14 protein-coding genes and 1 pseudogene are annotated in these 21,037 nt (G+C 61.3%); 9 read left to right on the forward strand and 6 right to left on the reverse strand.

The genetic code is table 11. The features are described 5' to 3' along the window. Positions 1-540: 540 nt before the first annotated feature. Positions 541-786, reverse strand: a complete 246-nt coding sequence (locus tag GM656_RS19245) for a hypothetical protein (protein WP_206673719.1) — start codon at positions 784-786, stop codon at positions 541-543. A 272-nt stretch (positions 787-1,058) separates the two neighbouring features. Here GM656_RS19245 and GM656_RS14995 point away from each other — a divergent pair, with 272 nt between their 5' ends. From GM656_RS14995 to GM656_RS15010, 4 genes are read left to right on the forward strand one after another with little or no spacing between them, the layout of a single operon-like run. Beyond that, positions 1,059-2,069, forward strand: coding sequence for a HEAT repeat domain-containing protein (locus tag GM656_RS14995; RefSeq protein WP_162414485.1), 1,011 nt, complete (start codon positions 1,059-1,061; stop codon positions 2,067-2,069). 59 nt (positions 2,070-2,128) lie between these two features. Beyond that, positions 2,129-2,662 carry a hypothetical protein gene (locus GM656_RS15000; protein WP_162414486.1) on the forward strand — a complete coding sequence of 178 codons (534 nt, stop codon included), beginning with the start codon at positions 2,129-2,131 and terminating at the stop codon, positions 2,660-2,662. Then, positions 2,663-3,778, forward strand: coding sequence for a FecCD family ABC transporter permease (locus tag GM656_RS15005; RefSeq protein ID WP_162414487.1), 1,116 nt, complete (start codon positions 2,663-2,665; stop codon positions 3,776-3,778). Next, entirely contained in the window at positions 3,778-4,707 is a 930-nt protein-coding gene (locus GM656_RS15010; protein WP_162414488.1) for an ABC transporter ATP-binding protein, read from the forward strand. The genes GM656_RS15005 and GM656_RS15010 overlap by 1 nt, the downstream gene beginning before the upstream one ends. A 432-nt stretch (positions 4,708-5,139) precedes the next feature. Here the strand turns inward: GM656_RS15010 and GM656_RS15015 are convergent, their stop codons facing one another. The 4 genes from GM656_RS15015 to GM656_RS15030 form a co-directional block, all read right to left on the reverse strand. After that, positions 5,140-7,224: an IucA/IucC family protein gene (locus GM656_RS15015; protein WP_162414489.1), complete on the reverse strand. Its 2,085-nt coding sequence runs from the start codon at positions 7,222-7,224 to the stop codon at positions 5,140-5,142. Between the two features lie 71 nt (positions 7,225-7,295). Then, a complete protein-coding gene (locus tag GM656_RS15020; protein ID WP_162414490.1) occupies positions 7,296-9,209 on the reverse strand; it encodes an ABC transporter ATP-binding protein in 1,914 nt (637 codons plus the stop codon). Positions 9,210-9,320: 111 nt separating this feature from the next. Beyond that, positions 9,321-10,430 (reverse strand): ABC transporter substrate-binding protein, encoded by a 1,110-nt coding sequence (locus GM656_RS15025; protein ID WP_241692791.1) that lies wholly within the window; start codon positions 10,428-10,430, stop codon positions 9,321-9,323. 267 nt (positions 10,431-10,697) lie between these two features. Next, positions 10,698-12,551 (reverse strand): IucA/IucC family protein, encoded by a 1,854-nt coding sequence (locus GM656_RS15030; protein WP_162414492.1) that lies wholly within the window; start codon positions 12,549-12,551, stop codon positions 10,698-10,700. Positions 12,552-12,753: 202 nt separating this feature from the next. On the opposite strand from GM656_RS15030, the gene glnA2 reads away from it, so the two are divergent. The 4 genes from glnA2 to GM656_RS15050 all read left to right on the forward strand — a co-directional run bounded on the left by glnA2 (position 12,754) and on the right by GM656_RS15050 (position 19,008). Beyond that, entirely contained in the window at positions 12,754-14,091 is a 1,338-nt protein-coding gene (gene glnA2, locus GM656_RS15035) for a gamma-glutamylputrescine synthetase (RefSeq protein WP_162414493.1), read from the forward strand. Positions 14,092-14,204: 113 nt separating this feature from the next. After that, positions 14,205-15,602 (forward strand): diaminobutyrate--2-oxoglutarate transaminase, encoded by a 1,398-nt coding sequence (locus GM656_RS15040; RefSeq protein ID WP_162414494.1) that lies wholly within the window; start codon positions 14,205-14,207, stop codon positions 15,600-15,602. A gap of 107 nt (positions 15,603-15,709) precedes the next feature. Further along, on the forward strand, positions 15,710-17,194 hold the full coding sequence (locus GM656_RS15045) for a pyridoxal phosphate-dependent decarboxylase family protein (RefSeq protein ID WP_162414531.1): 1,485 nt from the start codon (positions 15,710-15,712) through the stop codon (positions 17,192-17,194). Then, positions 17,191-19,008, forward strand: coding sequence for an IucA/IucC family protein (locus tag GM656_RS15050; protein ID WP_162414495.1), 1,818 nt, complete (start codon positions 17,191-17,193; stop codon positions 19,006-19,008). The genes GM656_RS15045 and GM656_RS15050 overlap by 4 nt, the downstream gene beginning before the upstream one ends. 11 nt (positions 19,009-19,019) lie before the next feature. On the opposite strand, the gene GM656_RS15055 is transcribed toward GM656_RS15050, so the two are convergent. Continuing rightward, complete coding sequence (locus GM656_RS15055) at positions 19,020-19,694, reverse strand: RraA family protein (protein ID WP_162414532.1); 675 nt, start codon at positions 19,692-19,694, stop codon at positions 19,020-19,022. 359 nt (positions 19,695-20,053) lie between these two features. Here GM656_RS15055 and GM656_RS15060 point away from each other — a divergent pair. Beyond that, positions 20,054-20,654, forward strand: a pseudogene (locus tag GM656_RS15060) (IS5/IS1182 family transposase); the annotation flags it as partial. Between the last annotated feature and the right edge of the window lie 383 nt (positions 20,655-21,037).

Genomic DNA, 21,037 nt, shown 5'->3' on the forward strand with positions numbered 1-21,037 from the left:
TGGGTGCTTCTTGATTGTTCTGCGCTACTGTAATGGAAATATACGGCTCTGTTGCTATCCTATCGTTCCACCAATTATCTCGCTGGAATAGCCGTTCGGTCGGTGTGCCAACCTATTGTTCCGAAGGTTATATTATCCAATCAATTGGACTTGTAGATATGGATCCCCGTTCCTCCACCGAGAGCGTATTCGGTATGCTCGTGTACTTCCTCTTTTTACTCGTAGCAGTGTTCCTCGGCCCACTCGAAGCAGGACTGGGTTTGGCGCTTTATTGGTTACTCGGAGACGATGAGGAACAGAGACCAACGCCAAGTTGAGCATCGTTACCCGTTCCAATACCCAGAGTTACAATCGTACACTTGTTATATCAAGCTTCGTTGGAGTCCTCATTCCAAATGAGGGCAGGGGTAGGCCGGAGTATAGGCTGCATAGGCCGCGAAAATCGAGAGCGTAAAATCGTAGCCTAGCCGTGAGGACGAACAGCGGGGACTGCGGGACCGTAGTCGTGGATTTCCCTGACCACGTAGTGAGCGGCGACGGTCACGTACTCGCGGACCCCGTCGTCGAATCGGTCCGCCAAGCCCGAGAGAGGACGGCCTCGTCGGGAACGTGGTCTAGCCCGAACGGTTCAGCGAGTTCCTGGTACGTTTCGAGCGTCCGGTAACTATCGCCCGTAATCTCCCGATAGGTGAACAGCCGAATCATTCCCCGGAATGAATCGGATGCAGGGTGCCAGTCCGGATAGCCGTCTTCGAGATGCTCCGTGTAGATGGTGACCTCGCTCACAGCCGCTCGGAGGCACACCTCATCTCGTAAGGTTTCGGTCAGTTCGATTCCGGTTTGTCGGCGTGAGTCATCCGGCAGGCACGATCAGACAGCGGGTCCAGCGTCTCCGACATTGATTCGCGCTTGTGTCGGCGGGTAGAAGCGATCGCGGTCTCGTCTATACCAGCATCCGCTCTCAACAGAGATGCCCAGTAGAGGCTTCGCAGGCCAGCGCAGAACCACTGGATTGAAGCGATTGGTCGTGAAAGACGGCCACATACCCGACCAAGTCGATGAGTGAACCGGAACAGCCGCCAACGCCCGACCGGCTGACTGCCCTTCTCGAGGAGGGAGACCACCAAGAGACGGTGGCGTGTCTCGATCAAGTCGGCGCGGCTGATGCTGAGGCTCGCAAGCGTTCACTGCGAGCAGTACGTGATATCGCTGAAGGGCCACCGCGATCCTTCGACGGCCTCGCTGGCCCACTTTCGACGTTCCTGACTGACGAAGACCGTGCGGTCAGACTGACGACCGCGAAGCTGTTCGTCACGCTGGCCCAATCCGAACCGGCGGCCGTCCTCCCCGCCGTCGACGCGCTCGCCGACCGGTTGGCCGACGACGAGGAGTTCTACTACGTCCGGGCGCGGTGTGCGGAAGCACTCGGCTACGTCGCGGTCGATTCGCCCGAGGACGTCACCGATCCGCAGACGCTGGCCGACCTCCGCATTGGACTGGAGTTCGACGAACCCGAGGTCAAGGAGAAATTCGCGAAGGCACTGGCCTATGTTGCACTCGGCGATCCGGATCGACTGCGCCACCAAGTCGACTCGCTGGCCGACCATCTGGACGACGACAACGAACTCGTCCGGTATCACCTGTGTACGGCGCTGGTTGTGATCGGGTGCGAGCACCCGGCAGAGCAGGCCGACGCCGAGGGCATGTTCCGTGCGCTACTGACCGACGTGAACCCGTACGTTCAGGGCCGGGCAGCAGAAGCACTTGGACTGCTCGCGGAGTCGACCGTGGCAGTCGAGGTAGGGTCAGTACTCGACGATATCATCGCCGAAGACGAGGAGACGTCATCGTTCCTGACCGATCGCGTGCGGTTCTGTCGGCAGCATTTAGCTGGCGAGCCGTGTGAGTCGGCTCCCGCCGAGGTCGGCACAATCAAGTCGATCCAGGATGGAACCGACGATGTGGTCGAGGTGATGACCTCGCCCGACGAGGGGGAGTGTCCCCATTGTGGGCTCGCCTTCCCGGATGGTGCCCCGCCGATGTGTCCGCGCTGCGGGGCCCCACGCTGAGAAGTTTCGGCTGCCCTCACTCCGGAATTCTTTTGCCCATTTAGGCTAGCCTAAAACGTATGGTAGCTGATTCAGGCAGTCACGAGGCACCGACGCGTAGAGAGTACGTAAAGTACGGCGGCGAAACGTGGCTCGACCCGGACCTCGCCGGGGAGCGCGGCGGGACGCCCGTCGACGGCCTGTGGCTGGCCGGCCCGACCGCTGGCGTCGAAAGCCAAATCGCCGTCGCCGTCGGCCACGGGGCCCGCGTCGGGCTGGATGTCGTAACCGACTACCGCCGCGTCGAAGAGGGACTGTGGGTGCCTGCTGCCGACCACACCGACTGGGTGATCCAGCAGGGTCGCTACGCCGGCCACGACTGGCTCGAACGCAGCGCTGAGTACACCGTCGAGTCGGCTCCCGACGAGCTGGACGACGAATTCGTCCAGCGCAAAGCCCGCGAGCTCGCAAAACAACAGCAGGACCAGCAGATCAACGAGCCCGAAGTCGAACGCCGCACAGAACGTGCTCATCGGCGGCTTCTCGACCACGTCGACGATGAACTCATCCGTGACTATGTCTCTGATCCCGACGTCCCAGAGGTGACCGGATAGATGGCGACCGAAACCCCATCCGATCCGGAGACGACCGGCTGGCGAGAGCAGTGGTCCGGCTGGTTCGACGGCTCGCTGTTCACCCTCATCGTTGGCAGTCTCGCCGTCGTCGTCGGCGGCGGCCTCGTCCAGGTGAGCTTCGGCTCGTTCTCGATGAGTATCCTCGATGCCTGGCAGGCCGTCTTCAACCCGAACGTCATTTTCAACGCACAGGCCTGGGAGGCGTTCCTGCTCGGCGCGGAGGTACCCGAGATGAACAAGCGCAGTTTCATCGTCTGGAACATCCGCCTGCCGCGCGTGTTCGTTGGCGCGCTGGTCGGGATGAACCTCGCCGTTTCCGGCGCTATCTTCCAAGCGGTCACCCGGAACGAGCTCGCTAGCCCGTTCATCCTCGGCGTCTCCTCCGGTGCCGGCCTGATGGTCCTGCTGACGCTGGTCGTGTTCTGGGGTCTGGCGGCCTTCCTCCCGATTATCGCCTCCATTGGTGGCGCGATCGCGTTCCTGATCGTCTACGCCATCGCCTGGAAGAACGGCACCTCACCGGTCCGGCTCGTGCTGGCGGGCGTCATCGTCGGGACGGTGTTCGGCTCGGTACAGACGGCGCTGTTCTTCTTCGCCGACGATATCGGTGTCGTTCAGTCCGCCATCGCGTGGACCACCGGCTCGCTCACCGGGACCGACTGGGAGCAGGTGCGGATGGCGCTCCCATGGACCATCGTGGCGATGGGACTCGCGCTGATCAGCTCCCGACAGCTGAACATGCTTCTGCTCGGTGAAAAGACGGCCAGTTCGCTCGGAATGAGCGTCGAGAAGGTTCGCTTCGCGCTCTCGGGTGTCGCCGTCTTGGCGGCGGCTGCGAGCATTGCCGTCGCGGGTATCGTCGGCTTCGTCGGCCTGATCGTCCCGCACATGGTGCGCAACATCGTCGGCAGCGACTACAAGAAACTCGTCATCGGGTGCGTGTTCGCTGGCCCGGCGCTGATGGTCGCCGCCGACGTCGGCGCCCGGCTCGCGCTCAATCCCGTCCAGATCCCCGTCGGTATCGTCACGGGGCTGGTCGGCGGCCCGTACTTCCTCTACCTGATGCGCAAGCAGGACGAGATGGGTGAGATCTGATGGCACAAGAGCAAACGACCGATCCACGGACGAATGGAAGCAGTACAGCGAGCACAGACACTGAGCGGCCGGGCAGCGAGAGCGATGGCAGTCTCGACGGTGAGGGCCTCGTGCTCTCGTACCCCAGCAGCGACGGCCCGATCATCGACGGCGAGTCGATTACGGTCACGTCCGGTTCGGTGACCGCTCTCGTCGGCCCGAACGGGTCGGGGAAGAGCACCCTCTTGAAGGGACTGGCAGACCAGCTCGCGCCCGACGCCGGTTCGGTTCTCGTGGACGGGCGGGCGATTCAGTCGTTCGACAAGAAGGAACTCGCCCGGACGATGGGGCTGCTCTCCCAAGAGAGTACCTCGCCGAACAGCATCACCGTCGAGGACCTCGTCTATCACGGCCGCTACCCCCACCGCGGGTTCTTCGAGAGCACGACCGAGGAAGACGAGCGGGCCGTCGGCCGCGCCATCGAGCTGGCCGGCTGTGGGCATCTGCGCGACCGCGAGGTCGGGAGTCTCAGCGGCGGGCAGAAGCAACTCGCGTGGATCGCGATGGTTCTCGCCCAAGACACCGACGTCCTCCTCCTCGACGAGCCGACGACGTTCCTCGACCTCCACCACCAGTTGGAGGTGATGGAGATCATCGAGACGCTCCGCACGGAGAGCGACATCACCGTCGTTGTCGTTCTGCACGACATCCAGCAGGCGGCCCGGCTCGCCGACGAGATGGTCGCGCTCAAGCAGGGCGCGATTCGGGCGCGTGGGACGCCCGAGGAGGTCGTCACCGAGGAGTTGCTCGCGGAGGTGTTCGAGATCGACGCCGAGGTCGACCTGACGCCGCGCGGGCCCCGTATCGAACCACTCCGGCCTCGCCACGACGATGACGGGCGGGAGCGGCCGACCGAACGTGTCTCCCAGGCTGACGGCGGGGACGGCTGATAGCCGCCGGCGACGGATCGAGACCGAACTGGACGCCTACCACGAACAGGTCGAGCGCCCGCTGTGGCGACTCTTCCGCGCCTATGCACTCGATCACGCCCTGTGGCTCACGGTCGGCTTGGTCACGGGCGTGCTCGCCCACGGGACGGTACTCGTGACTCCCATCGTGCTCGGACGACCATCGACGCGGTGTTTACCCAAGAGAGCGCGTACGCGTCCCGCTCGTGTCCGATGCGTGGCTGCCGACCGTACCGCGCAGTTCTGGCTCTCGACGGCCGTTGTCGCCGCTGCACTGTTGGGCGGGGCGGTGCTCCAGTGGGTGCGCGATGGGGCGGTCAACTTTCGACGAACTATTTTTTTGATTGGTCGGGACCCTTTATTACTATTCTCGGTAGACGACGCTATCAGCCGTTTCAGCGTCGACAGACGGTATTACCGGGAGCTTGTCCGTTTGGATGGTATCTCTGACAGTGGGTTGGAGACTGTCGTGTACGGTTGTTCACCGTTGGACCCCGTCATTCGCATGGCAGTCAGTGGTTTATGCACCAGCCGTGGTGCAAACAGCGACTCGCGGTCGGCCGAGACGCGAACATCGGGAACCGATCGGTCGGCAGCCAGACGGTCGAACACCCGCTCACAGCGACCTCTCACCAGCGACCAGCAGTCGTCCGCGTCGACCGGTTCCGTTGCGACGAGTCGGCCGATCAACTCACCCAGATGGTTCTGGAACAGGGAGTACCACAGCTTCTCACGGGCTGGCTGTGGGTCGGCTGTACAGATCTCCGACTCGGGATAGAGGTCGAAGCCGAGATCTCCGACTCGCGGTATGCAGAGACTGACATCGCCGAAATCACTACACAGTGCGCCTGTGGGACGGCCGTCGTCGAAAACGATGGCCGTATTCTGGAGGTGGGCTTCTAGCGCAATACCCTGCTTCACGAGGAGCGTGAGTGGCCCGGGAATAACAGCGTCGAGATACGCCTCGAGGAACGCCCTGACTGTCTCAGACCGATCTGCCGTCATCATGTTGGCGGCAGTAGTATCGAGGAGTGCAGCGAGAACCGACTGATCGCCCGGTGGCGGACAGGAGAGGACACTCGCAGCCGTTACTGCCCGTTCGCAGTCAGCGACGATCGAGTGGGTTGCAGGGTGGTGTCGAACGAGTGCCCCGAGATGACGGGCATCGTCGTACCCCTCTCCGTCAGAATGGGGGCCGTCAGGCGGGTGATAACAGGCGGCAGCTGGTTCGGTGCGGACTCCGAAGCGGTCGAAGGATTCGGTTTCACACCGCCGTCTGATGAGTTCTCCGAGCGGTGGGCCGTTGGCAACGACGCTTGGCGACAGTGTTCGGACCGCGTTGGTCGTCTGGACGCCGATGGCGAGTTTGAGGTGTGGCGGAGCAGTGAGCGACGTTTCGTCGGGATCAGGGACGACTGTCCGAAGCGATAACAGCGGTGTTGCCGACCGCGAATAGTCTACAATGGGGACAACGTGACCTCTTCGGCACGCCTCGGCATAGCGCTCCGGCACCACATGTCTGAATTGCCACGGGTGAACAGGGAGAACGATGTAGTTACTCCGGTCACGACCAGCGGGGAGTGACTGTTCGACCGCTGACGCCAACCCGGGGAACAGCTCATAGAGCCACTCGGTGATCGATCTCTCCTCGGCCGACACTGACAGCGTTCGCCTGCTGTGGACCGCAACAAACCGGAGGGAGATTAAATCGGTGAACTCCGGCGTGAACGACAACAGCTCCGTCGGCGACATATTCCGCCGCAGTTTTGCACCTGGATGGATCGGGTGCCCGTCAGTCACGAGCCGATCGAAAAAGGCACCAGTGTCGGCGGCCCGACGTGGTCGGTCAGCTGTCGGCACCGGCGTTTGGTCGAGACCGTTCCAGAGGGTTTGTCGACCAAGATGCGCCAACGCGAGGTTTGCAACGCTCTCGCCCACCTCCGAGCGGAAGCGGTCGGCGTCGTCGGCCGTTGGAAACGCTTCTTCCCGTTCGAGAAGTCCCACGACTGTTTCTGGACTCCCAACTGGCTTGACCTCATCGGGACGACAGACCACGGCCCACCCACCAAACCGAAAACGACCGTACGGTCCACTCGTTACCACAGGGGCAACGACCGAAGCCGACACAGTCGGAAACCGGACCACAAGCAACTGTTCGGCCGGACCTGGATCAGGAACGCGCTCTATGAGTGTCGCTACATCGTCTGCGCCTGGAACCGTGTCTCCAGCCGCTGTCGTGGCCTCATCGATGCTGACGGTCACTGGCTCCGGAATACCTGCTGGAGCATCCCGGGCCAAGCCACCGAGCAACCGTTCGAGGATCGATCGTCTGGCGTCGACCAGTTGGCGGCGGTAGCCCTTGTCAGCCGGGTGCCTAAAGTCGTGTTGGTCAGCATAGTAGTAGGCCGCAGGCAGTGCGCTCCGTTCGTGCTCCGTCAACGCCGTGTGGGCAGGCAGATCGCTCTCACCGTTCGTATCGGATAGTAGATGTCTTGTCATATATCTTCATTTTAGGTTGGCCTAAAAATTGTTTCGCATCCGGTCGTTGGGGGATTCGGTGTTGGTGGTCGTTACGTGTTGCTTAGAGAGGATTTTGACGCCTGTTCGAGGAACTCATTGGGAAGTGAGTCGGTTTCGCCCGCCTGGACTCTCCAGAGGTTCGCATAGAGACCATCTTCGGCCAGCAGCTCTTCGTGGCTGCCACGCTCGACGATCCGTCCGTTATCGAGTGCAAGGATCGTATCGGCATCCTTGATTGTCGACAGCCGATGAGCGATGACGACAGTGGTCCGGTCGGTCGTGACGCGATCAAGCGACCGCTGTATCAACGCCTCGGTTTTGGTGTCGACGCTGGCTGTCGCCTCATCGAGCAGGATGATATCGGCGTCCTGAAGAATGACTCGTGCCAGCGCGATCCGCTGGCGCTGTCCGCCGGAGAGTTTGACGCCCTGCTCGCCGACGCGGGTGTCGTATCCGGACGAAAGTGCCTCGATGAATGTGTGGGCCTCGGCAGCTCGGGCGGCCTCCCTGACCGCCTCATCACTCGCATCAAACTGTCCATACCGAATATTTTCGGCCACAGTCCCATCGAACAGTACCGTTCCCTGACTGACGTAGCCGACAGACTCACGGAGATCGCCAAGGCGGACATTCTGTACGTCGTGGCCATCGATCCGGACCGATCCCTCGTCGGCATCGTACAGTCGCAACAGGAGCTTGGCGACTGTCGATTTACCGGCTCCCGTGGGACCGACCAGCGCTATCGTCTCGCCCGGCTCAGCAGTGAAACTAATACTGTCGAGGATCCGCTCGTCAGCTTCGTACGCGAAGCTCACGTCTTCGTATTCGACACGGCCATCGGCGGCCTTGAGCGAAACGGGATCGGTCGACTCGTGGATGCGGACCGGGACATCGAACAGGCCACAGATTCGCTTGCCCGAGGCGCGGGCGTTTTCGTACCAATCGACAATGTTCGACAACTGTGCGAGGGGTGCAGTGAGCTGTTGGACCAACAGAATGAAGACGACAAACTCGCCAACGCTGAGTTCGCCGGAGAACCCCGGCGGCGGACCCGAGAACACCCAGATACCGCCGATAATGAACGTTGTGAGCAGGGCGGCACCGGTCAGCAGTTTCATTCCCGGCCGGTAGAGGAACGCCAACTTTGAGACGTCGACTCTCGCCTCGAACAGTCCGTGTGAAACCCCCTCCATCTGCCTGTTTTCGCGCGTGGCCGTGTTCGCTGTTTTGACGAGTTCGATCCCACTGATCCCGTTTTCGATCTGTGTGTTCAGCTTCCCGATCTTCGAGCGTAGCGTCGCATACCGTGGCTCAACGACGCGCATGAACCACCACGTAAAACCGACGAGGAACGGAACAACGACCAACGTAACAACAGCGAGTTGCGCATTCGTGTGGAACAATACGACCGAGATGCCCACGACAATGGCGAGGATACGGACAGTCTGGCTCAGAGCGTTGTCGAGGAACCGTTCGAGATTCGAGGTGTCGTTGTTGAGGACGGACATGATCTCGCCGGTCTGTATGTCGTCAAAAAACGACATATCCAACCGTTGAAGCCGTTCGTAGGCATCGATGCGGATCTCGTGTAACACTTTGTATGCGAACACGTTCATTGCCACACCACGCACCCACGTCAGCGAGGCCGTGACACCGAGTGAGGCACCGATGAGCGTCACTGACAACCAGAACTGCGCGCTCTGTTCGACAGGTAGCCACGCTGTTGGGACCAGCGGGAGTCGGTACGGGCTTTGTCCGGTGAAGACGGCATCGATGGTCGTCCCGAGGATAAGCGGCGTCACGAGCGTCGCGGTGTGGGCACCGACGCTGGCCAACAACCCCACCCCGAGCCAGCTGGCCTCCGGGCGGCCGTAGTTCAAAAACAGCCGGAGAAGAGGCCTTGTCACCTCCTGTTGGCGCGCCCCGAGTTCACCTGTGCCGGAATCAAATTCACCTGAGCTCACGGCTGTAACTCACCGCGTTTTAGGTAGCGGTTATTTATCCAGACTGGTGGAGCTGTCAGCCGTTCAGAGCCGCCATCTCCAGTCGCGTGGCGTGTTGACTGCATTCGTCAGTTAGAGGCGTCCTTGAATGATGTCTGTCACCCGCTGGCGGTCGAACAGCTGTTTGTCGGCGGCCACCTCGGGGAACTTCTCGGCGTCGAACTCACCGAACTCTTCGGGATACAGCTGTTGAGCGACCATCTCGGTCTGGAGCAGATTCACCAGTGGCCCCTGCGAACCGAACGCACCGGGGTAGACGTTGCCCTCCCGGACCGCGCTGAGCCGGCTCCCAGTAGAGTCCTCTTCGAACGGCGTCACGAATTGCTCGCCGAACGCTTCCGGGGAGAAGCTATCGGTGTCGCCAGTGGTGCCGATCCCCCAGTGAACGACGATGACCTCTGGGTCGACTTCGAGCAGTGTTTCGTAGTCGATAGTCCCTGACTCGATGTGGTCTGCGGTGAACGCACTCCGGATGTCGAGATCCCGATACGGCTTCAGCTCGACGCCCTCGACCTGCGTCCGCATCGGATAAAACGTCCCTTCGTTCGGGTTCGATGCGCTGTTGATCAGTGCGATTTCTGGGCGTTCGTCAGCGGGCGGGAGCCGGGATTGAACCTCCTGCTGAAGCTCGTCGTGAACCTCAGCGAGCGCCTCGTAGCGTTCGCGCTCCTGGAACAGCTCTGCGAGCCGTTCTAACGCCTCGTACATCGAGTAGAGTTTGTAGTCGTGCCACTCGCGGCGGCGGAGGATGTTGTTGCCGAAGAACGGGGCGACGTTCTCGCTGATCTCGTCGGTGTCGGACTCGTCCCACGACTCGTCCCACCCGGTGCTGTGCATGTAGTTGGGGTCCATCAGGATCACGTCGGGATCCCGCTCGTAGAAGATTTCTTTGTCCCAGTTCGTCTGCGACAGCGACTCCGTCTCCGAGAGCGGCGGAACATCGAGTCCGAACGGCTCGAAGAGAAAGCCGGGAATCATGTAGGCCGAGGTCAGGAACCCTTCGCGCTGGCCCAGCGCAAAGGCCATGTCGGCCCACTCGCCGTTGTTGACGATGTAGGTCTCCGGCACCGATTCGAAGGTCTGACAGCCTATCGGTTCGATACAGGCCTCGTAGCTGTCTGCCTGTTCTGTTGTGGTCGACTCATCGGAGTCGCCCGTGTTGTCTGATTCGGTACTCGACATACAGCCAGCCATTGCTGCACCGACCGCGAGGCCCGTCCCCGCGAGTAGCTGGCGGCGTGTTACTGATTTATGACACACCATATTTTTAGGCTCTCCTAAAATTACTTAACCCTTGCCGTTTCTGTTTATCAGAACCATCCAGTCCTACGAAGAGTCGGGCCGGCAGTCGGAGGCTCTTACCGATCGAGCGATGAGTTCCGCAGCAGACGCCGTCTGTCGGCTCAGTCAGATCCTCATGGCCCACTGGGACCGCCACTTGATGTGGGGTTACTGTCGGTCGACCTCTGAGAGTGGGTTGGAAAGCGTTCCATGAGTTGCCACGTCCGGACGGGTGGTCGTATCCTCGTAACCGTGTCTCATCATGCGGTTACGGTTGAGACAGTACTTTTTGAACCGTGGCCGGTAGAGATCGAACAGTTCGAACCGGGCTTCGAGCTCGGGGAACCGGGCTTGATACTCGTCGATGGCCGCTCGGATCTGCTGCCAGAACCGTTCTTCGGAGTAGTTGTGGTGACGAGCCAGCAGATCGGCCATATACCGGAACACACCGACCAACAGCGTGCCGACGATCCGGTGACAGAGTGATTCCGGCCGTGCCTGATGAAGGATATGGTGTTTGTATCGGTCGTCGTCTCGAAGCTCGTTCGGGAGCATGGCCGTCAGCTCCGGGAAATCGCGGTCGCTGATGGCTACCTCGTCGACAAAATCCTTCACAGCGATCCGTGTCGGATACCCATCGTCATGGATGAGGACGACGTTCGTCCCGTGGGGCATGAACACGAGTCCGTACTTGTAGAGGTAGTGGAGCAAGGGGTCGAGGAGTGTGCCGAGGAACTCGTCAAGCCAGGCTTCGAGGTCGAGACCGGCCTGATCCGCCAGCTGCGAGACGACCGGCGTGCCGTCGATATCTTCGTGGATGAGCGCAGCCAGCGTGAGGGGGCGCTCGTCGGCATCGATAAGCGATGTCACGCTCTCTCGCCAGACACAGCCAAGCAGTTCGTGGTACTGGTAGGGAGCCTCGTCGAACTGTGAGAACGTCGGATGTTCGTAGTTAACGCTGGCGACCTCTCCCGGAAGTAACAGCTCGCAGTCGTCCCGGAGGAAGGCGTCGTTGTCCCGGGTCGATTTGATGAACTCGGTCACCGCCGGGGCAGCCTCGGCCTGCTCGCCCAAAATCCCCCGATAGACGTTGGTGTTGAGCACCCGGATGGGGAGTTTCACGTGGCGCTTTTCCGAGTCGGTGACATTCGAGAACGTCCGGATCGACTGCTGGGGAAGATATTCGTCGGGTCCCTCACCCAGTGGGACGATGTCATCGGTTGCGATATCTCCGGCGAACAGCTGGACGATGCTGTCGTTCCACTGCCAGTCGTGGACCGGTAACAGGAGGTAGTCGGCCGGATCGAGTCCGCGGTCGACCAGCTGCTCGCGGAACTGGTCGTAGTAGTCGCCCAGTTCGTCGCTGAGCAACCCAGCGTGCTCAAGTCCCTCGATGGCCTGAAACGTCCCACGGTCACGGCTCACCGCGATCCAAGAGAGACGCTGGCGCTGTTTCGACTCGGGGGCGTACTGACAGTAGTCGTCGTAACCGAACCCGATCCGCCCCTTGTTGTACGTGTACCATGGGTGCCCCTCCATCTCCCCTTCGACCGCTGCATAGGGGAGTTCGAGTATCGACTCCGCGTCGTGTTGGCTTTTCCGGGCATGAAGGTGGGCGTCGGCGATGAGCGTGTTGTTATACTCTCTGACGAGGTGGGCAGCAGTCGTTGGTTCAATACCGATGTACTCCCGAGCGTCGAGCAAAAACTGGATGGGGTCGCTCGCCGACTGCCACTCCCCGCCGCCGTTTCGTCGACGGATCGTTCCATTCCGGACGCGGTAGCTGTCGAGGGGGCGCTGCTGGGCCGCAAACCGGTATTCGACGCCGTCGGTCAGCCCGAGGTGGTACTGCGTCCAAGAGTCGCCGGGTTCGTTCTCGTCGGCCGGAACTGTCTTCGTGGGTACTGGCAGTACAATATCCTCGTACATGAACTCCGCGAGGACTTTCAGAAACAGGTCGCGGTTGACGGCTGTCCAAATCTCCTCGGTAAGTGCCGACTCGAGTTGCGGGCGGTTCTGCATTACTGTTCCTCCATGGTCGGTTCGACGGATCGATGTGATCCAGCCCAATCGGTTCGTACTGGTCGGGACCTCATATTTTTAGGTCCGCCTAAAAATATAAAACCTTTTTGACCTACTTCTCCGATTGACACTGTATTCTGACTGTTGGTTCTACGGGAAGTCTTTTAGGCTCGCCTAAATAAATGCTGGTACAGGTGTACGAATGGCGTCTACAAACAGAGTAAGCGAGATATGTGCCGACGAGGAGATCGATCTCATTCGCCTGTTGTTTGTTACCCAAAGCGGGGCGATCAGGGCTCATGCAGTCGATATCGAGAAAGTCGACTCGGCGGTCGACACCGGTGTCACGATCTCCGAGTTGGTCCAGACGTACAACGCGTTTGGTCGACGCGACAAGGACGGTCGGTTCGACGCGGCGGGAGAGGTGATGCTCCACCCCGATCGGGAGACGTTTCGGCGGCTTCCGTACGCCGCGCGCGCCGGGGCGATGCTGTGCGATATCGAGACGCTCGACGGTGAGCCGTGGACCGTCGACGCACGGTCCTCACTGCGAACACTCCAGACGGAGTTCGCCGACGCCGGGCTGGCTCCGTCTGTTGCGTTCGAAAGCGAGTTCCATCTGTTCGAACAGCAAGACGGAGAGAGCCAGCGTGTCGACCATCGGGGTGCCTATTCGACGGCAAGCACACGGGAAACCCACGAAACGATTCTGGCGATCACTGACGCGCTCAAGGCACAGGAGATTCCGGTCGAGAAGTACTATCCGGAGTACGCTGCCGGGAAACACGAAATCGTCACCGGACACCGGTCGGGACTCCAGGCGGCCGACGACTGCGTGTTGCTCCGGGAGACGGTCGACAGCGTTGCGCGCAAGCAGGGTTACCAGTCGACGTTCGTTCCGAAGCCGTTCGATAACGCGACTGCCGGCTGCCACATCCACGTCTCCCTGTGGGACGACGACAACGTGATGTACGACGCCAATCTGGAGGGGCTTAGCCGGACCGGGCGGCAGTTCGTCGCTGGCGTGCTCGAACACGCGCCCGGACTCTGTGGGCTCACCGCCCCGACGGTCAACTCGTATGCCCGCCTGCGTCCGCAGTACGGTGCAGCCGCCTTCGTCTGCTGGGGACGGGGCAACCGCGAGGCGCTCGTTCGGATTCCGGCCCCAGACCCACAGGATCCGGCGGGCTCGACACGGATCGAGTTCCGGGCGGCCGACAACACTGCCAACCCATATCTAGGGCTGCTCGGGCTGTTAGCAGCCGGACGCGACGGGATCGAACGCGACCTCGAACCGCCGGAACCGGTCGCCGTCGACCCCGGATCCCTCTCAGAAGGTCAACGAGCCGACCGTGGGATCGACCGTCTCCCCCGGACGCTCGGCGAGGCACTCGACGCACTCGAAGCCGACACGACGCTCCAGGAAGCGCTTGGCGATGACCTCTTCGAGACGTATCTCGGCGTCAAACGCAGTCACTGGGAGGCCTTTACCCGGAGCGCCAACTCTTGGCAACGTGATCGGCTCCGGAGCGTCTACTGACCCCCGCCGGGGACCTCGTTATCTGTGGGACTGATGGCTCGAACTCACATTCCTCCGACATATTACTGGTATCAAAGCTTTTATGAATTTTTAGGTCAACCTAAAAACACATCATGCAAACAAACAACCCGAATGACCAACCATCGTCGGCCGACTCACCGCCGAGGTACGATCACTCGAACGAACAGTTGCGGCGGAGTCAGGCCGCACGCGAGTCTAGTGCTCGGACATATCCACGGTCGTTACCGTTTGCCGTCGAGCGTGCACAGGGTGCCGAGATCGTCGATGCCGACGGCGAGACGTATATCGACTGTCTTGCCGGGGCTGGCACGCTCGTACTCGGACACAACCATCCAGACGTGACACGGGAAGTCGAGCGGCTGCTGGCTGAAGACCGACCGCTCCACACCCTTGACGTGACGACACCCGAAAAGGAAGCATTCGTCGACACGCTGTTCGAGAGCCTGCCCGACGAGTTCACCGACACCGCCAAGGTGCAGTTCTGCTCGCCCGCAGGCACTGATGCGGTCGAAGCAGCCCTCAAACTCGTCAAAACCGCGACGGGAAACCGGAGCGTACTCGGCTTTCAGGGCGGTTATCACGGAATGACCAGCGGAGCACTCAGTCTGATGGGGGATACGGCGGCCAAGGAATCGGTGCCGGGGCTGATGTCGAACGTCCACCATCTCCCGTATCCCGATCCATACCGACATCCGTTCGGCCTGGACGCGGCCGACCACGAACCAGTGAGCCGGTTTGCCGAACGCGTGCTTTCCGACCCCGAGAGTGGTGTCACCGACCCTGCCGGACTGATTCTCGAACTAGTGCAGGGTGAGGGAGGCGTCAACCCAGCCCCCATAGAGTGGATACGGGAGATTCGACGGATCACTGCGGAACACGACGTTCCGATGATCGTCGACGAGATCCAGACCGGGATGGGCCGGACAGGCGAGACGTGGGCGTTCGAACACGCCGACATCGTGCCGGATGTGATCACCTGTTCGAAGGCAATCGGCGGTGGGCTTCCGCTAGCAGTCGTCATGTACGACGAGTCCCTTGACGAGTGGGAGCCAGGTGCCCACGCTGGCACCTTCCGTGGCCACCAGCTCGCGATGGCAGCGGGCCGGGCAACGATCAATCACGTCCTCGAAAACGATCTCGATGAGCACGCTGCGGTCGTTGGCGAGCGTCTCAAGGATCAGCTGACCGAGATGGCTGCGAACTTCGAGGTTGTCGGTGACGTTCGGGGTCGCGGGCTGATGTTGGGCGTCGAGTTCGTTGACCCCCAGGCTGGCAGCGAGCTCCCACCACCCGACGGTGAGCTTGCATCGGCGGTCCAGACGGCGTGTTTCGACCGAGGGTTGGTGATCGAGACCGGTGGCCGTGACTCAGCTGTCGCGCGGTTCCTGCCGCCACTGACTCTCTCCCGCAGTCAGGTCGACGAGATCGCCAGTCGGTTCAGTGAGGCGGTCGCGGCGGCTGTCGCCGACCGCTCTGGGGTGGCAGTGTGAGATCTAACGATCCCGACGAGATCGGATGGGAGCAACTCGATGGGCGCACGCTCGCCGAGCGGCTGTTCCTCGGGACGCCGGAGGGCAACGAGGCCTACGCGGTGGCGATGGATCACTGTCGGGACGCGGTGATCTCGGCGGTCGGTGGGACCGAGGGTCCCTACTCCGGCGGGACGTACGCGACACACGAAGACCGACTCGACCACGAGACGATCCCCGAGTCGGGCGACCCACTCAAGGAGGTGCTCGACGACCTCGCCACCGATCTCCTCGAAGCATCTGTGTATCCGACTGACAAGGCCTGCAGCGCCCATCTCCAGTGTCCGCCGATGGTGCCGGGGTTGGCCGCCGAGGCATTGCTGTCTGCGCTCAACCAATCGTTGGACTCGTTCGATCAGGCCCCGGCTGCGACGGTGCTCGAAGGGCGGCTGATGGCCGACCTCGCCTCGTTGTTCGATCTCGGAGAGAGTGCCGACGGCGTGATGACATCGGGTGCGACACAGTCGAATCTCCAGAGTCTGCTCCTCGCTCGCGAGTGGTACGCCGACGAGATGCTCGATCACTCGGTCCGGGAAGCAGGACTCCCGCCAGCAGCCGACGAGCTCCGAATCCTGACCTCGGCGGACGCCCATTTCACCGTCGCGCAGGCGGCCGCCCAGCTCGGACTCGGCGAAGATGCCGTGATCGCGGTCTCGACCGACGACAGCCACCGAATTGATCCTACTGCCCTCGCCGACGAACTCGACCGCCTGGAGCAGACTGACCGTCGACCGTTCGCGCTGGTCGGGGTGGCCGGAACGACCGACTTCGGGAGTATCGATCCGCTGTCGGCGCTCGCCGATCTCGCCGACGAACACGGTCTGTGGTTCCACGTCGATGCGGCAGTAGGCGGAGCACTCGCGGTGAGTGAGAACCATGCTGAGTCTCTCGACGGTATCGAGCGCGCGGATTCGCTGGCCGTCGACTTCCATAAACTGCTGTATCAGCCGATCTCCTGTGGGGCCTTCTTACTGGCCGACGGGAGTCGGTTCGATCTCATGGGACGGAACGCCGCCTACCTCAACCCAACCGGCGACCAGGTCCCCAACCTCGTCTCGAAATCACTCCAGACCACACGTCGGTTCGACGCGCTGAAACCGTACGTCGCGTTTCGGACCCTCGGCCGCGAGGGGATGGGGAAACTGGTCGACCGGACCGTCGATCTCGCCGACCAGGTCGCCGATGTCGTTCGCTCGGACCCGGCGTTCGAACTCGCCTGCCCGCCGGAGATCAATATCGTGACGTTCCGGTATGCGCCGGACCGTGACCACCCCACGAGACCACCTGAAAAATGGGCCGATCAGTTGAACCGGTGGGCGCGAGACCAGCTCCTCCTCTCGGGTGAGGGCGTCGTTGCTCGAACCGAGGTCGACGGTCGCGCCCATCTGAAATTCACGCTCATGAACCCACGCACCACGATCGACGACGTGCGTGAGCTACTACTCTCCCTGAAGGAGTATGCGGTCCAGGCCGAGATCGCGGCCAGCCAGCCGAACGGATCGGGCGATGGCCTCGATGCCGCACCCGTCTGTGGCTCGGGGGTGGACCAATGACTGGTGTGAGTGCTGGCTGCGAGACCGCAGCCGACCGCGCCGAGTCGGCGACGCTGCACGCGTTTGTGAACTGTTATCTCCGCGAAACCGACGCCGGCGAGATCATCGACCGACAGCAGGTCCTTCCGGGTGCAGCCGCCGAGGGCGATGCGGTCCGCATCCCGCTTCCACAGCAGGATGTCGAACTGATCGTCCCGCTCCGCTACGCGTCGCCGACCGGTCGGCACCTCTTCGAACTGCCCGCCTACGGACGGGATACTGGTGGCGAACCGAAACCGATTGATGCAGGCACGGTCGCTGCGCTCGGCCGACGGGAACTCGCGCTATCGGCTGACAACGCCAGCCTAACCGAGGGCACTGACCTCCTCCGGCGGCTGCTGGCCTCGCGGAGCGCCATCGATCGATTCGTCTCAGCGCGCGACGATGCCTGCCGAGCAACCGATGAGCCCGTTCCGTTCCAGGAGGCCGAACAGTCACTGATCTACGGCCACCACCTTCATCCGACACCCAAGAGTCGAGAAGGAATCGCCGACCACGAGGCTCCGACCTACGCACCGGAGCTCAACGGATCGTTCCAGCTCCGGTATTTCGCTGCCGATCCGGAGCTCGTCAGCCAGTGGTCGACCGACGACCGACACGCAACCGACTGGCTCCTGGCGGGACTCGACGATGCGGCCATGGAGCTTCCGCCCCGTGCCGAGCACGCCGTCGACAACGGTCGTCTCCTGATCCCCGCCCATCCATGGCAAGCATCCTACCTCACCTCACAGCCGCACGTCGAAGGGGCGCTTGATGAGCGAATGCTCACCGATCTCGGCGCGTTCGGGCCGACGTTTTATCCCACGACCTCGGTCCGCACGCTGTGGTCGCCCGAGGCACCGTTCATGGTGAAAACCTCGCTCGCGGTCCAGATCACGAACGCCGAGCGCACAAGCAAGATTCCGGAAATCAAACTCGGCGTGGCCGTAGCGGAGCTGCTGGATACCGGCTTCGGCGACCGGATTGCCGATCGTTTCCCGCAGTTTTCTATCTTGCGTGATCCCGCAGCACTGACACTCGACCTCGGTGACGGTCCAGAGTCCGGCTTCGAGACGGTGCTCCGGGAGAACCCGTTCCGCGGTGAGGCCGCAGCAAACGTCTCGCCGGTCGTCGCACTCTGTCAGGACGGGATCGATGGCCCATCACGGCTCGCCCGGCTGGTGAGCGATCTCGCCGACCGGACGGGCCGGTCGGCGAGCAGTGTCGCCAAGGAGTGGTTCCGCGAGTATCTGGCCGTCACGCTCAGACCAGTGATCTGGATGTACCTCGAACTCGGTGTCGGTCTCGAAGCCCACCAGCAGAATACCCTGATCAGACTCGACAGTGACGGTTGGCCGGTCGAAGGGTTTTATAGGGATAATGAGGGGTTCTACCTCCCCGAGTCACGCTGCGAGGAGGTCGAGGGCTGGCTTCCCGGCATCACCGACCGTGTCGACACGGTCTGTCCCGACGAGATCGCCGACGAATGCATCCGGTACTACACGGTCATCAACAACGCATTCGGCGTCATCAACGCCCTCGGCGTCGCTGGGGTTGTCGATGAGCGGGAACTCCTCGAAGCGCTTCGGACCGAACTTGCCGACCTCGCCGAACACGAACCGGCCGAGTCGACGTTCACGACTGCCCTACTCGAAGAGCCACGAATTCCTGCCAAGGGTAACCTCCGCACGCGGTTCGAGGGTCGCGACGAACTGGCAGCATCGCTCGAAGAGGAGTCGGTCTACATCGGTATCGAGAATCCACTTGTCACTCGTCTGTTAGAATCACGAGGCTAAGCCCGCATCGCTCACTCCTGCTCGTCAAGATCGGCGATGCGGTCGTTGGCTCCCGAGATCTCCGCGAGCGATTCGCCATCGTACAGACGCTCGATGAGCGCGGCCTCCGCCTCGTCGGTTCCGGTGTACCGTTCGATAGTCCGGTTGATCTGATCTTTGGGGACGAACACAACCCCGTCTTCGTTGCCGAGTGCGACGTCGCCCGGCTGAACCACTGCGCCGCCGACCTGGACTGGGACGTTGATATCCCCACCCAAACTCTCTGTCAACCGCTGGACCGTCCGGTTGGTCCGCCCACGCGCAAACACTGGGAATCCAATCTCGCTGATCGGCTTCGTGTCGGTCACCGAACCGTCGATAACCACTCCCCGAACACCGTTGGCCACGGCTGCGTGGGTTGTGATCTCGCCCCAGGGAGCGTTCGTCTCGTGGCCGCCCATCTCGATGACGATCACATCTGTGGGCCCCGCTAGCTCGATTGCCTTGTGTACCATCGTCCCGTCGACGGGGGGAATTCGGACAGTTAGTGCCGAGCCAACCACCTGTGCCGACTTGGCAGTCCCGATAAAACTGAGTTCTGGTGATGAGTGCCCGAAATGATTGTGATGGCCAAGTTCGTTCGGGTCGACCTGTTCCAGTGTTTCCAGCTGTTGATCAGTTGGCCGATCGACATCACCGATTACCATCTTGTCACTGTCCGTGAGGTCCACCGCCTGCTGAATGACCTGTTTCGTCCCATGCGTTTTGTGGGTCATGTTAACTGATAATAAACCCGTTGAAATTTAGGCGGACATAAAAAATTTCGCTCATGGGTAGAGGATTGTCGGTCAGTTCTCAGCAGTGGCTGGAGGTCACAGCGGACAGGGTGGCGCGAACGCGCCACCAGACGAGGCATGATTCCGCTCACAACGTTCGTCTCGGAGCGTCGCGCCAGCGAATCTGTGATTCGATACGGCAGCTATCGAGTGTTTCAACGGGTGTGTTGAATCACTAGACGGCGTCGAGACAGGTCGCTAAATCAACGGAGTTGAAGCAGCGAGTGTCTATGACACAAATCTCCCGCTTCACCGAGCGTTGCGTCTCGATTGCACAAAGCGCTACGGGTGAGAGAGGCGAATCCGCCGCCCCGGAGGGTGGCGATGGATTTGCCGACTATGCCTACGTTTCGATCCACTGGCTCCGGATTTACCTCGACACGTCCTACCGCATGACCATCGACCTGCTGAAGGAAATGCCACAAATAGCAAGGGATATCCGCCTTGAGCCGGCCGACCTCCCGCGCCATCGGCGTTGTGTAAAGCATTCGCCCGAATCAAGATGTGTCTCTGTCGAGTGCTGCTACGCCAGTTGGCGCAGCTGCACGACCCTTCTGAACACGGTGCTCTCGGCGCAACATTCTACGAACGCTCAGCTGCGAGACGTCACTACTGCAATCGAATCAGCTACCGCGTCCAGAAGCTGAAGGTCACGAAACTCGTCGATACAGACTCGCAAGCCGTCCTTGAGGCTCACTGCTCAACAGCTCGGGAAGGAAGCGACGCCGACCTCGCCGAGCAGATCACCCGCCGGAACGCGGGGATCTGCGGAGCCTCGCCGCTGACAAAGGACCCGATTGCACACGTACACGCTGCTCAAGACAGCGGGAGGGGACGCCATAGAGACGACGGACTGTTTCCTCGCCGTCACCGCACCGAGAGAGACACCCGATCCGTTGGATGGACGGAAGGCGCGCATCCGGGGGAGTTTCGAAGGGATGGGTGGATTCACTCCGGAAGTCCACCAGCCACGCGAGACGTTACACGCAGAAACACTATCGGAACACCTCCAACTCTTGACTTGTAATCAGACCGATGCAATTGGTCTTCTCTCATTTCGAACATGGACGAGGAGACCACAAATTGGGTCCAGATAACTCCAAAATATCATTTTTCTTTTCCGACAGGATTGAGAAGCAACCGTCACTACCGATTACATTCCCAATTCCGAGTGAAATCTCATAATATAGCACAACCTGGCCCACACTCAAACT

The sequence above is a fragment of the Haloarcula salina genome, from assembly GCF_010119195.1.
In the GTDB taxonomy this organism is placed as follows: domain Archaea; phylum Halobacteriota; class Halobacteria; order Halobacteriales; family Haloarculaceae; genus Haloarcula; species Haloarcula salina.